Origin of the sequence: Spiroplasma tabanidicola (genome assembly GCF_009730595.1) — a bacterium.
Lineage (GTDB): Bacteria > Bacillota_I > Bacilli_A > Mycoplasmatales > Mycoplasmataceae > Spiroplasma_A > Spiroplasma_A tabanidicola.
Genome location: NZ_CP046276.1, coordinates 530,799 through 545,489, shown reverse-complemented (window position 1 = coordinate 545,489; position 14,691 = coordinate 530,799). Strand labels below are relative to the sequence as shown.

13 protein-coding genes are annotated in these 14,691 nt (G+C 22.5%); 2 read left to right on the top strand and 11 right to left on the bottom strand.

The window, feature by feature from the left end:
* Window positions 1-180 precede the first annotated feature (180 nt).
* From STABA_RS02535 to STABA_RS02510, 6 genes are all read right to left on the bottom strand, one after another.
* Window positions 181-774, bottom strand: coding sequence for a hypothetical protein (locus STABA_RS02535; RefSeq protein WP_156006216.1), 594 nt, complete (start codon window positions 772-774; stop codon window positions 181-183).
* Window positions 775-1,041: 267 nt separating this feature from the next.
* On the bottom strand, window positions 1,042-1,821 hold the full coding sequence (locus STABA_RS02530; RefSeq protein WP_156006214.1) for a hypothetical protein: 780 nt from the start codon (window positions 1,819-1,821) through the stop codon (window positions 1,042-1,044).
* Window positions 1,822-1,916: 95 nt separating this feature from the next.
* A complete protein-coding gene (locus STABA_RS02525; RefSeq protein WP_156006212.1) occupies window positions 1,917-2,711 on the bottom strand; it encodes a hypothetical protein in 795 nt (264 codons plus the stop codon).
* Between the two features lie 89 nt (window positions 2,712-2,800).
* Window positions 2,801-3,553, bottom strand: a complete 753-nt coding sequence (locus STABA_RS02520) for a nucleotidyl transferase family protein (RefSeq protein WP_156006210.1) — start codon at window positions 3,551-3,553, stop codon at window positions 2,801-2,803.
* 1 nt (window position 3,554) lies between these two features.
* Entirely contained in the window at window positions 3,555-4,466 is a 912-nt protein-coding gene (truB, locus tag STABA_RS02515) for a tRNA pseudouridine(55) synthase TruB (protein WP_156006208.1), read from the bottom strand.
* 122 nt (window positions 4,467-4,588) lie between these two features.
* Complete coding sequence (locus STABA_RS02510; RefSeq protein ID WP_156006206.1) at window positions 4,589-6,205, bottom strand: alpha-glucosidase; 1,617 nt, start codon at window positions 6,203-6,205, stop codon at window positions 4,589-4,591.
* Between the two features lie 269 nt (window positions 6,206-6,474).
* Between STABA_RS02510 and STABA_RS02505 the strand changes: the two genes are divergently transcribed.
* Window positions 6,475-7,005: a hypothetical protein gene (locus tag STABA_RS02505; protein WP_156006204.1), complete on the top strand. Its 531-nt coding sequence runs from the start codon at window positions 6,475-6,477 to the stop codon at window positions 7,003-7,005.
* Between the two features lie 28 nt (window positions 7,006-7,033).
* On the opposite strand, the gene STABA_RS02500 is transcribed toward STABA_RS02505, so the two are convergent.
* Complete coding sequence (locus STABA_RS02500; RefSeq protein WP_156006202.1) at window positions 7,034-8,779, bottom strand: PTS transporter subunit EIIC; 1,746 nt, start codon at window positions 8,777-8,779, stop codon at window positions 7,034-7,036.
* An 83-nt stretch (window positions 8,780-8,862) separates the two neighbouring features.
* Window positions 8,863-9,309 (bottom strand): MarR family transcriptional regulator, encoded by a 447-nt coding sequence (locus tag STABA_RS02495; protein WP_156006200.1) that lies wholly within the window; start codon window positions 9,307-9,309, stop codon window positions 8,863-8,865.
* Window positions 9,310-9,416: 107 nt separating this feature from the next.
* On the opposite strand from STABA_RS02495, the gene STABA_RS05940 reads away from it, so the two are divergent.
* Entirely contained in the window at window positions 9,417-11,363 is a 1,947-nt protein-coding gene (locus tag STABA_RS05940) for an ABC transporter ATP-binding protein (protein ID WP_156006198.1), read from the top strand.
* A 33-nt stretch (window positions 11,364-11,396) separates the two neighbouring features.
* Here the strand turns inward: STABA_RS05940 and STABA_RS02485 are convergent, their stop codons facing one another.
* Genes STABA_RS02485 through STABA_RS02475 form a run of 3 tightly spaced genes read right to left on the bottom strand, consistent with a single transcriptional unit; the run spans window position 11,397 to window position 14,687 of the window.
* Window positions 11,397-12,731 (bottom strand): hypothetical protein, encoded by a 1,335-nt coding sequence (locus STABA_RS02485; protein ID WP_156006196.1) that lies wholly within the window; start codon window positions 12,729-12,731, stop codon window positions 11,397-11,399.
* The gene (locus tag STABA_RS02480; protein ID WP_156006194.1) at window positions 12,731-13,933 is read right to left on the bottom strand and encodes a hypothetical protein; all 1,203 of its coding nucleotides are present in this window, start codon (window positions 13,931-13,933) and stop codon (window positions 12,731-12,733) included. The genes STABA_RS02485 and STABA_RS02480 overlap by 1 nt, the downstream gene beginning before the upstream one ends.
* Window positions 13,934-13,976: 43 nt before the next feature.
* On the bottom strand, window positions 13,977-14,687 hold the full coding sequence (locus tag STABA_RS02475) for an RsmE family RNA methyltransferase (protein WP_156006192.1): 711 nt from the start codon (window positions 14,685-14,687) through the stop codon (window positions 13,977-13,979).
* Window positions 14,688-14,691: the final 4 nt, after the last annotated feature.

Genomic DNA, 14,691 nt, shown 5'->3' with positions numbered 1-14,691 from the left:
ATATTACTAAAAAATTGCTACAAACTATGACCGCTGCAAAAATAGATATTCCAGCAATCATTAGTAATGTAGAATAAATTGATAAAAAAATGTAATATTTTTTTACTTTCTAAGCTATTTTTGGTTTTTAAATTATCATTACTTTTCATTTCTTTTTCACTCATTTTTCTTTCTTCTCTGTTATTTAATACTGATATTTTTATTTTTTTTATGATAATTAATTATTATAATTGCACCAATTACTGGTATAGCACTAATAATTATTCACTTTTTATCAATTTTATTATCTTTATTTAAAAAAACACTAGTACCAGTTAAATAATATCCACAAATTGAATTTAGTAAAAAAATTAACAATCAGAATGTGAAATTCAATATTGGAATTACTATTCTATTACTTTTAATATCATTTTCAATTTTAAAATATATACATAAACTTAAAAGAACTAAGAACATGATAAATATACCAAACCCAAAAACTAATAATTTTGATATGTTTAATATTTTATTTTTATCAAAACTTATGTATTTTTCATATCTATCTTTGTCATCATACCCTTCTTTTTTAAGAGCATTAACATATTTTAAAAATAATAAAATTGTAAATAAACAAAATATAGTTAAGATAGTTATTAATAAAAGACATAACATAAAAATTTTAATTTGGTAAAGTGAGTACGTAGTATTTTTTGCAATACTTTCCGGTTTTGCAAAAAAAGGTAAATTAATAGCAAAGTAAATGATACCTAATCAAACAATAAATGATAATACCATTTTGGATGAGATTCATTATCACTTCTAAAAATACGTCAAATATATACCTTTCCATATACTATTGAAAAAAACTATTAAACTGATACCTAATATAATTAAAAATAAACTATAAAATTTTAAATATGATTTACATTTTCCACTTTGTTTGTTATTAAATTTGATTTCTATATTGATATTATTATTATTATTATTATTATTATTATTATTTTTTCCATATTTTATTATACATTAGTTAATATACTTATTATTTAATAATGAATTTAATTATTAACTATTATGAAGTTTTTTATCTTTTTTATTGTAAAAATAAATCAGTAAAATGAATGATCCAATTATAGGAATCATACCAATAATTAATCATTTCTTTTTAATTTGTTTGTTTTCATTTAAATAAATATTTGTATCACATAATAATTTAGGACTTATCAATAAAATGATGCAAAAAAAGATAAATACAATAAAATTTAAAGCTAATATCAAACGCTTTTCTTCGACTTTAGATTCTTTATAATCAGAATTTAAAAACATAATTAATAAAAAATTGACTAAAATTATTAAAAAAATAAATAAATATAACATTATTTTTTTATTTTTATTTTTTGGAATAGCATTTGAATTTATATATTTATCAAATTTTTCTTCATCTTCAAGACTTTCTTTTTTTAAAAGGTCAATATATTTTAAATATATTGATACTATAAAAATTGGAAAAACTGCAATAATAAATATCAATAGATTAGCAAGCAAATATATTTTTTGCTGATATAAACTATATTTACTATTGTTTAAACCATTTCTTATATATAAAATAAAAATTAAATTAAAAATAATATTAAAAAAACCTATATCAAATATTAAATAATAATATCAATTCGGAATAGTAGCATTACCATTGCGATTAAAAATTTTTGTAAAAATCTTTCCAGAAATAATTGAAACTAAAATTAATGCAATCCCACATAATAAAAATAAAATACTAAATATCATTAATAAAGTTACTAATGATTTATTTTTATTATTGCTATTTAATTCTTTATATTGACTCATTTATATATACCTTTAATTTTAATTATAACAATCATACTTAATTTATCAAATAATAATATTCATAAAAAAAACAGACTTTAAAAGTCTGAAAAAAACTAAATTACTTTATCTCTTTTATTAACTATTTTCTTCTTACTATAATAAATCAATAAAGTTATTGGTCCAATTATTGGAATAGAACTTATAACAAATCATTTTGTATCAATTTTGTTATCACTATTTAAAAATGCATTTGTGTCACATAAAAATCTTGCACAAATTGTACTACTTCCAAAAACAATCATAAATGAATATGACCCAATTATTACAGTAGTAAAATTTCAACTAATAAAATCAATATTCTTCAAATATGCATAAATTAAAAATCCAACGAATAATGAAAAAAATATAGTTATACCAAAAGTTGTTGTAACTAAGATTTTCATATTAAATCTAGGATTAATTTTTGTATTAACATAATAATCAAATTGTTCTTTATCATCATAACCTTCTTTTTCAAGAGCTTTATTATATTTTAAAAATAAATATAATGTAGATGATGTTAAAACTGTTAAAACCATTACTAATAAATTACATAATATAAAAACTTTTCGTTGATATAAAGAATAATTTATTCTTTTTAAAATTTTTTCAATTCCAATCGCTAAAGAAATTTGAGATGCAAAATAATATACTCCAAAGAAAAAAATTACATAATAATATCATTGTGGATCTAAAACATTTTCTTCACGTTTGTAATTTCCTATCAATACTCTTCCGTATATAATTGCAAATATAAATAATCCTAAACCAATAAGACTTATAATAAAGCAATTGACTTTTAATAAAGTTAAAAACTTTTTACTTTCTTTACCTTCACTTGTTGGATTTTCAATTTTTATCTCATTCATAAAATTATCTCCTTTTATAGAAATATTATAGCAATTTGTATTTTTTATATTTGTTAAAAAAATAACTTTTAAATAAAAAAAAGAGTTTATTAATTAACTCTTTGAACTAATTCAATACTTATTTCACTTGGACTTACAAAGTTATCTGGAAAATAAGCTATATTACTTTCAAATTGAACTTTACAAACTACATCATTATAAATTACTCTATAAAAACCATCTTTTATAGTTGCTTTACTTTTTGAAATTTTAAAAGCATTTGCTTTTTCTGGGATTTTTTTTAAATCAAGTTTATAAATATATCCCATTTTTTCATTTAATAATTCAATTTTTCCTTCAGCTAATAATTGTTTTAAATTACTTGAAGAATATTTTTCAATTCTTGAAAACACAAAAACATTTTCTTTTCCAAATGCTTCATACAAGTCTTCTACTCTTCCTTCTTTATAGTGCCCAAAGGTAAAATCACTTCCGACAACTAAATGCTTTACATTTAATTTATTTTTTAAATAATCAATAAAATCTTGTTTTGAAACAGCTATAGTATTTTCGTTTACTTGAATTTCAAATAAAAATTCTGGATCAAATAAATCAACTAACATACGATATTTTATTTTTCTTGATTGTAAATTATGAAATTGCCCCGCTAAAAACTCACTTACTTTTTGATTAAAAGTCATTACTGAAAATATTTCATTATTTTCTTGTGCAATTTGTTGAGTTTTTTGCATTATTTTTTGGTGAGCTCGATGAATACCGTCAAAAAATCCAATGCAAATAGTGTTATTTTTTTGGATATCAAAATTTTCTTCTTTTTTCAAATATACATCAATTTTTTTCATTTTAAAAATCTCTTTCTGCTTCTGTTAAACTAGCTTCAAAGTCTTCATCTCATAAACCACGTTGACATGTATATAAATCTTTTGCAACTCATTTATAGATTGCAATAACATTTTTTTTATCATCAATTATAAAAATGACTTTATCACTTCTACCAGTTAATGTGATTGCTCTTCCTTGAATTATATCTCTACTTTTGTGATACTCAATCAAAGTATGATTATTTTGAATTAATCCATCATACATTGTTATTAAATCACTTTCTTCAATTTTTTCAATTGTTTTTGCTTGATCTAAATTAAAATTACCAGAAGCAACTCTTTCTAAAGAACTAACAGTTGAAATACAATCTAATTCTTTTGCAAAATCTTGAACAAAACTACGAATATAAGTACCTTTACTACAATTTACTTTTAATTTAATAGTGGCATTTTTTTGGTTAAAATCAATAACTTCACATTCATTAATCGTTACTTTTCTTGGTTCAATTTTTACTTCTTGATCATTTCTTGCATATTCATATAATTTTTTTCCATTTACTTTAATTGCAGAATAAATTGGAGGATATTGATCATAAATATAACCATTATATTTTTGTGCTAATGTTTCTACATCTTTTTTTGCTATTTTTTTAAATTCTTGTGTTTCAATTACTTTTCCAGTTATATCACCACTATCTGTTTTTTGAAATAATTTCATTTCAACAACATACACTTTATCTGCTTTTAAAAGATAATTAGAAATTTTAGTAGCTTGATTTGTTAAAACAACCATTAAACCAGTAGCAATTGGATCTAACGTCCCTGCATGACCAATTTTTTTTATATTAAATTTCTTTTTTATCTTTTGAATTAAATCATTTGAAGTTATGTTTAGAGGTTTATTAACTAAAAAAATACCCGATTCATTATTCATAGTTTTATGCTCCATTCTTATATATTTTATAATATATAAGAATATTTAAAAATATATATTTAAATTAAAATCAACATTGCTTTGTATACTAAATATATTTTGTACACTAATTTTTTTTACTATTATTCTAATATTAAAATTGAGCTTCAAGGTTTTAAAATTATTTCACTTTCTTTTATATCTATATTTTGTTCATTAAAAAATATTTTTGAATATTTATTAATGATATGTTTATTTTGATTTTTACCAAAGTTACCAATAAATCTTAAACTTGGTTTTTCATCAAGTTCTATACTAAAATCAATTATTTCATTATCGCTTTGATTCAACTTCATATTTCCATTAACAAAATAATCTAAGTATTCTCCTTTTCTTAATTGATTTAATTTTTTATAAAAATTTAAAATTGAGTTAGGATCTTTTAATTGATTTTCTACAGTTATGTCATTTTGGTTGTTATTCATAGTAATTCAAGGTGTACCATTTGTAAATCCAAAGTTTTTTTCACTATTTCATTGAATTGGTCTTCTTGCATTATCTCTTCCTTTTCAATTCATTAAATCAAAAAACTCTTTATCACTCATTTTTTTACTATCAACTAAATTAACTTTCATTCTAAATAATTCAATATCATTAAAATCTTCATATCTATTTCCAACAAAGTTTTTAGTTCCTATTTCTTGACCTTGATAAACAAATGGAGTTCCTACAACACTATAAAGTAATAAAGCTAAAGTTTTTGCAGAATCTTGTCAATAATCTGAATCTCCAAATACACTTATACTTCTTGGTAAATCATGATTTTCTAAAACAGTTGATAATCATCCTTGTGATTGAACAACTTGATTTGCAAAATCTACAATTGCATTTTTTAATTTTTCAACATTTAATTTACCAATTTTATTTCTAGAGTCTTCTTCATTTTTAATTGCTTTTATTGTTTTAAAATTAAAAACCATTGAAAGTTCTTCATTTTTTTTATCAGTATATAATAAAGTTTCTTCTAACCCTGCTCCTCAACATTCTCCAATTTTGACTGTTTCATAAGTTAAGTTACCTTTTTTCATTAACTCATTAATACGACTATGTAATTTCGGACCATTTGCAAGAATATGATTTTCAATATCTTTTCCTAATAGTTCTAAGACATCAAATCTAAACCCTGCAATCCCCTTTTTATTATGTCAATAATCTAAAACTTTAGCACATTCTTCTAAAACTTTTGGATTATCTCAATTTAAGTCTGGTTGGGTTTTATCAAATAAATGTAAATAATATTGGTTTCTTGCTTCACAATAAGTTCATGCTGGTCCTGTGAACATTGAAGTAATTGAATCATCTGGTTTATCTCTTCAAATATAATAATCTGAATAAATACTATCTTTTGATTTGCATGCATCAATAAATCATTCATGTTGATCACTTGTATGGTTAAAAACCATATCAATAATAAGTTTTATATCTCTTTTTTTAGCTTCTTTGATTAACTCATCAAAATCTTCATCTGTTCCAAAGATTGGATTGACATGATAATAATCTGCTACATCATATCCATTATCTGCCATTGGTGATTTAAAAAATGGAGATAGTCAAATTGCATCAAAACCTAAATCTTTAATATAATCTAACTTTTGAGTCACTCCTTTTAAATCTCCTATCCCATCATTATTTGTATCTTTAAATGATTTAGGTCAAATTTGATACATGTTACTTGTTTTTCATCATACATAATTTTTCATTCATATCCTCTTTTCATTTACACTAGAATATTAATACAAAAATACTTAAATAATTAGTTTTAAAACACTTTTTATCGGAATAGTTTTATTTTTAAAGTTAATTTATTAAAAATTTTTTCATACATATAGTGATATTATATTAATTAGTAAATCTAGCATCAATAATAAAATATAAAAAGTTAATAATAAGTCTTGTATTATCTATTTAATTGTGTATAATTTTATGCTATAATATATGAGATTAATGGTAAATAAAGAGGTGGAAACATATGCGTATTAAATCAGATTTCTATAAAGAAATTGAAGCAGAATTTAAAATAATTACTGAAAGAGAGCATCTTGGAAGTGGTGGAAACCCTGTAAGTAATTTAAATACAAAAATGTTTTATCTTTCTAAACACCAATTTAACTCTTATGATGAATTTGATCAAGCAATTGTTACTGAAATTGCAAATACATTACAATCACTAGAAGACATAATAGTTAAAAAAGCTTTAAGTTATAAAGATCTTGCAAAAGAAGCTTATAATCAAAATGTTGATGCTCAAAAATGAGTCGATTTAGCTCAACGAGAAGCTCAAGAATTAAGTTATGAAATGTATGATGAAAGAGAAATAAAATACTTACGTCACTTCCATATAGTATGATTAACTTGAGTATATTGTGACGAAGAATTAAAAAAATTAAGAATTAAAGCAAGTCGTGATTTATATCATGATATAGGAAAAATTGAAAAAGATTATGTTAAAAAACGTACTGAAATTTTAAAAAATAAAGTCGTTGATGAAGAAAAATGATAAAAGTCCATTATTAAATGGACTTTTATTATTAATTTTGTGCTTTTACTTTTTTAGGTTTTTCAGCTTTTACTTTTTTTTCTAAAACTTTTATATCATTTTTAATATTCATAGAGTCTAAATATGCTTTTAATGATCTTAAACCTCATCTAGTTTTCATTAAGAAGAATGCAGATGTAAATGAGACTCCCATTGACAATACCATTGCGATTACAACATTTGCTCCTGGTGGCCATGATGTAAATGCAGCATGTATTTTATTTGCTTCAAAATAATTTTGCGCATATTGTGCAGATCAATCAAATTGAACTAGTCCAACTCATGAAGCGCTTCCTAAGGAGTTTGCTACTGTATGAGTCATACCTAATCAATATCCTCCGACAGCAGAACCAATCATGGCACCCACTAGTAATGGTTTAATCTGTAAGTTTATCCCAAACATAGCAGGTTCAGTAATTCCTAGGTTAGCTCCAAATGCTCCTGAAATTGCTTTAGATTTTTCTTTTTTATCTTTTATTAATATTGCTGCAACTAATACAGCAGATCCTTGCGCAATATTTGATACACAAGCAACTGGTGTAATAAATGAAAATGAGTGACCATATGTTAAGTTTGTATCCATTAATAATTGTGTTTCAATTGGTAAAAATCCTTGGTGTAAACCAGTAATAACAATTAATGGATATAATCCTGCAAATAGCATTCCACCAAATCCTATACCTGTATAGTTAGTGTATTTGAAAATAGCGGTCAATGCAATAGCTATTCCTTTTCCAATAATTTGCCCTAATGGACCGATTGCTCAAAATGCTAATCATGATGAAATTATTACAACCCCAAGTGGAACAATAATAATTCCAACAATGTCTGGAATATATTTTCTCATTAATTTTTCTAAGTTAACTGATAATGCTAATACTAATAAAATTGGTACAATTTGTGCTTGATAACCAATTAATTTAATTTTAAAAAATCCTGAAAATATAGTTTGATAAACTCCAACTACTTCATTTGCAGATAGTTGTGATAAGCTTTCAGCAGAAATTCCTGCAGCTAACTGTTCAGTTTTTCATTTTTCAAATGCTTCATTAACTGATGCTTCAATTCATTCACTACTTGCATTAATATCTGCACCAATCATAACAGGTTTGTTATTTGCATATGAGTTCATTAAAGCTGGTGCTATCAAAACAAGTCCCATAGCCATTCCCAAATAAGGATTTCCTCCTCATTTTTTCGCAGCTGTATATCCAACAAATGCTGGTAAACTACCTAAAATACCTCCCCCAATTATGTCTAATATTTTTGCAAAACCGGTGTTTTTTGAGATCTGATTAACTAATGATACAAGCGCTAAACTCATCCCTCCTGCAATAAAGACAGGAACTAACGGTACAAATATTGCAGCAAATGAGTTCATTCCCCTTTTTGTAATCTGTAATGTGTTTTGTTTGAAAGATAATTTTTTATTTCATAGTTTAACTTTTGGTTTAGATTCAAAATTACCACTTTCACCATTTTTATTTAGTTGATTATTAATTGCTCTTACAAGTTTATCAACCACTCCAGCTCCAATTATTAATTGATGCTCTGTTTCTGCTAAATTATATCCTTTAACAATTTCAATTTGTTTAAGGTTTGCTACATTTATCTTAGAATCATCGTTTAAATAAAATCTACATCTTGTAGCACAGTTAAATATTTCTTTAATATTTTCTTTTCCACCAACATTTTTTATAACTTCAGTGGCATATTCGTCTCAATTAATTTTTTTCATACTTCATCCCTTTCTAAAAAAAATTATATAAGAGTAAAATAAAAAAAATAACTCATAGTTATAAGTTATTTTTAAAAATATTATTATTTTGAATAAAGATCGATAACTTTTAACATGTATGAAGAGACATTTTCTTTCATATTATCAAAATTTTTTGTTTCATTTTCTATTTCTAATTCCCTATCTTGAATTCAATTTTGAATAACTTCTACAGTTTTTAAACCCTTCTCTGTTAAATATAATTCATTTTCATTAGCTCTTGATGATGTTTTTTTAATAACATAATCTTTTGAAATTAAATCTGCTAAATTTCTCACTAAAGTTGATTTGTTAGTACCAGTTAATAAACTTAATTCCATTTGACTTATTCCTTCAACGTGTTTTATAAACATTAAATGAATATAAGCATTTTTATATAATTCTTTAAATTCTTTTTCCATAAATACTTCTAAATTCCTCGAAAGAATTGTCACAACAATAAATCCTTTAATTAAATTTGAAAACTCATTAAACTTATAATCTCTTTTCATTGACTTTACTCCCTTCTGGTGCTAAACTTGTTTTAAATGAAACAATTATATTTATATGAAATGTAATTCTTTTTAATATTAGCATAAATAAATAAAAAGGAGAAAATATGAAACTAACATTTTTTAAACTAAAGTTTGATGATGGAATTAATATTCACATTTGAAGAGCATTAAAAAATAGAATGTTTTTAACATTTTTTATGATAGTTTTGATTGCATTAACAGCAATATTAGCAGCAATTAATATTAAAATTGTTCAGTATATAACTGCATTGTTAGTTTCTAAATCAATAATTGGTGCTGCAAATAACCGAGAATCACTTTATGATCTATTAAGCAGTTTTAATATTGATCCAAAACAAATAGATATGATTTTAGATCAATACGGTAGTCCTGATTTTATTCAAAAAATTATAAACAAACTATTTTATGATTTTGTAAATTATGATGGAAAAACCTTATTTATCACATTATTTGGTTTTAAATTAAATGTTTATGATTTTTTAGTTATTATGGTAACAAATATTTTAATTATTGTTTTTATATCTTATATTATTTATTTAATTAGTGGAGTTATATCAAGAAGTTATGAAACTAAACTAAAAAATGAGTTAATAAATTATTATATAGATCAAGATTTACAATATTTCAATGAAAATAAAACCGGCGAACTTATTTCTACATTAGTAAAAGACACAAGTATTTTAGGCCAATACATAAAAGAAGCGCCAGTTAGTTTGGTAAGAACAGGATTAGTTATTTTAATATCTTCTATTATCATGTTTATAGTTGATTGAAAACTTACTTTATGTGTTTTTGGATTACTTACTGTTTGTATGTTTGGTGTATTTTTATTTTCAATCTTATCTGTATCTGCTACAAAAAAAATAAGTAAACTTACAAAAGATTATGAGAATGATATGAGTGAAAAAATTTATAGTATAAGATTAATTAAATCAAGTGGTACTTTTGATCAAGAAAAAAATGATTTTGAAAAAGTTGCAAAACAAGTTGATAAAAAAAATAAATTGAAATTATTACTTTCTGAAATTCCAGCAGGACTTATCATTGGAGGAGTTGGTAGTTTTTCAATGGCAAGTGTTATGTTTGGAGTTATTTTGTATTATGAAAACTCTCAAACATTAATTAGTATAATAACAACTTTTACAACAGGAGTTATTGTTATGACTATGCCTCTTTTAGATTTAAGATTTGTTTTATCACAAGTTCCAGCTGCAAAATATGGAGCAAAGAATTTATATAATTTATTCAACTACAAAATAAAAATAGATAAACATAAAAAAACAATATTTGATCAAAAAGTTAAAACAATTAAATTTGATAATGTTGACTTTAGTTATAATAATGATGATAAAATGGTTTTTAAAAATATAAATATAACTTTTGAAAAAGGAAAAAGTTATGCATTTGTTGGGCCTACTGGAAGTGGAAAATCAACAATAGCAAAATTATTTTTAAGATTTTATGACACAACTAATGGAAATATAATTATAAATGATGCATTTAATTTAAAAGATATAAATTTAAAATCATGATTAGACAAAATTGGATATGTAGATCAAGAACCACAAATTTTAAGTGGAACAATATTTGATAACATTAAATATGGAATAGAAAATGTAGAACCAGAACAAGTATATGAAGCTGCAAAAAAAGCCTTATTACATGATTTAATAATGAGTTGAGAAGATCAATATGATACTGTTTTATTTGAAAGAGGTGCTCAACTTTCTGGAGGACAAAAACAAAGATTAGTAATAGCAAGATTAATTTTAAAAAATCCAGAAATATTAATTTTAGATGAAGCAACAAGTGCATTAGATACAAAAGTCGAAAAAGAAATTCAATCTGAATTAGAAAAACTAATGGTTGGTAGAACAACAATTTCTATTGCTCATAGATTAAGTACAATAAAAAACTTTGATAAAATATTTGTTATGGAGGCAAATAAAGGAATAGTTCAAATCGGAAATTATGAAAAGTTAATTAAAGAAGATGGTATCTTTAAAGTTTTATACGAATTATCAACATAAAAAAATTAATCACATTAATGTGATTAATTTTTTTTAATTATCATTTTCCATAATTCAATCTTTTTCTTTTGTTTTATCAACCATTGTAACAATTAATCTCATCAAAGTTTTTATATCACTTTCGTATGCTAAAGGATATTTTTTATCAAAGTAAGGTACTAAATATTTTAATTTTTTATAATAACTAGATAATCAATTATGTGCAATAATATTTAGTTCTTCCATAGCTTCTCTTTGTTTCATTGATTTTATTTCTTCTTTTAATTCTTGAGATAATTTTGCATATAATTTTGAGCTTAACAATGTAAATCATTTTTGAAACATAGCAAAATTAGATAAACCAGATACTATAAATGGAGAGACAAAATATCTTTTTTCTTCATTTCTTGCTTTATCATAAGCAATTTTAGAAATTCCATAGTCTAATCCTAAATTATTTTGTATAAATACAAGATCTTTATGATTTTTTAAATCAAATATTTTTATTTCAGAAAAAAATGACATTGGATTATTAAAAGTAGAGTTTGTATTTAATGAATATCTAGAAATATCTGTAAAAATTTCAATATTTTCAAATTCTAATTCATTATAAAAATAACTATTAATGTTTTCTATTTTTGTAAAAATATAATAATACAAATTATTTACATCAATATGTTCTTTAAATCAAATTTTTAATGATTTGATTTTTTTAAAATTTTCAATATCCATTTCTTTATTTCTTTTATTAAATTTTTTATTAATAAAACTATTTAAACTTCTTGCAATATATTCGTTAAATCATGTCAATAATAAGTAATCTAAATTATAAGTATATTCAAATTGATTTTTTAAAATGTAATTAACAAGTTTTTTAATATTAAATAGTGTTCCATTACTAATTTTATTAGCTATACAAAAAGCATTTGTAACTTTTATAGCCAAATCTTCTTGCACTAAACCATTCCTATTTACATAATCTATTTTTTTATCTTCTCGTTTTTTTCTTATTAAGGTTATAAGTCTATAGGTTATATTATAACCTTTAAATTTTTCTTCAATAGCTATATAGTTTTGATTTTTTTTAATTACATATTTTATTGGTAACTTTTCTAATGTTTTTAAAATAGTTTCATTGAGTTGAGTAAATTTTAAATCATTTTTAGGAAAATATTTTATTATTGCAAGATCTAAATTTATGCTTCTTGAGTTGCTAAAAAAACTTTTATATTTAAAATCTCCTAATTTTTTTATATCTAAAAATATATTGTTAAATATTTTTTTAAACTCAAAAAAAGAAACTTTAATAACAGCATTTAAATCTTTATCCAAAATAATGTTTTGATTAATAGCTGTATTAAACTGCTTTATTAAATTAGGTTTAGCCATTAGTTTTCCTCTTCTCTGATTGGTAAAATTTCAAACTCATAAAACTTTAATCATACTAAAAAAATTCCTATATTCTTATCACTTGGATAAACTTCTTTTGAATAAAACTTTAATTCTAAATTATCATAAATTTTTTTATCTTTTTTCATTGTGAAACTAGATGAGTAATTTGAATTTTGAATATAAGGATTTGAATCATATCAAAAGTGTAGTGGTTTTTTAATATAAGTTTTATCATTTATTCAGTCTTCCACTTCATACAAATACTTATCTAAAAAATCTTTTGTACTTAAATAAGTATTATGAAATACTCATTTTAAGTTCTTTAGTTTAAAAGAAGAATATAACTGAACAAATTTTTTATGTTTTCTATAATATATTTTATTAGTTTCAAAAAGATTATCCACTACTTTTGCATTTGTAAATAAAAAATAAAAAACTGTTGTTATTCACTTTTTAAAAAAAACATTTCTAAACAGCTGTGTTTGTAAATCACTCATAACTAAAATTCTCATCATTAATCTTTGTTGAGCATCAAACTTATTTCTAAAATTTAATCTTATATAAAAAAATAATATTTCTAATTTTCTAATTGTTAATTTATTTAAAGTTTTAAACGTTTTTACATACTCTATTGCATTTGATTTAAAATACATGTTTTTCATACATAATATTACAGGATATTCATTATGAATAATCCCAGTTCTTATCATAATCGTAAATATTATTTTTTCTTTTTCATAGTAGTCCATTTTAATAGAGTCATTATGTATAAAAAAATCTTTTCTTATGTCAGGTCCATAAAAATATTTTTTTGTATTTCATTCTATTTGAATGTTTTTTTCTATTTTAAATTTTTTTCTTAAACTAACTAAAATATCTTCATTTAATTCACAAACTCAACAATCATCAAAATGATCTTTTGTTTCAGTTTCTTTAAAGTAAGTGTTGTACATTTCTTTATTTACATATTTTAATGCTAATAAATCTATAATTGGGGGTTCATCAAAATTATAAATATTTTCAATTGCATAGCTTCCTATTTTTTTTATATCTACAAGTTTTTTTAAAAATGTTTTTATAAAAAAAATGTTTTTATCTATTGTTATTTTTAAATTTTTATCTAATTCAACTGCTTTTAATTGTTCGTTAATTAATTTAACATCGCTAGTCAGTATTTTAGAATCATTTTTTTGAAACATATTTAGCCCCCTTTTTATGTATTAATTATATCATTTAACAAAACTAGTTTGTTTCATAAAAAATAGCACTAAGTAAGTACAAACATGCAGTTTCTGTTCTTAAAATATTGCTTCCTAAACTAACTTCACTATATCCATTTTGGATAAAAAAATCTACTTCTTTTTTTTCAAATCCACCCTCTGGTCCTACAACTATATTTATCGTATTAAAATTATTCTGTAAATAATTTTTTAAACTATTTATTTTGTTATCTTCATAAGCTATTAAATTTAAATCTGCTTTAATATTTTTTAAATCATTTATATCTTTTATAACTGATTGAACATTTGGAACTGTTGTTCTTTTTGATTGTTTTGCAGCACTAATACAAATTTCTTGTCATCTTTTAATTTTTGTTTCAACTTTTTTATCATCTATTAATACAACATTTCTTTTAAATTGAACAGGAATAATATTTGTAACCCCAAGTTCTGTTGCTTTTTGTAAAACATAATCTCATTTTTGCTCTCTAATTATTCCAACTATTAGATTTACTTGAACATTATTTTGATCTAATAATACTTCTTTTTTAATAGTTGCTATTAAGTAATCTTTTTGTATTTCCTTGATTTCGCACAAATACTTAATTTGATTATTGATACAAAATATTTCTTCTCCTATTTTTAACTTCACTACATTTACTATGTGGTGAAAATCTTTATCTTCAATTACAAAGTTGTTATTTGATTTTTTTTCTACAAAAAAACTAAACATTTAA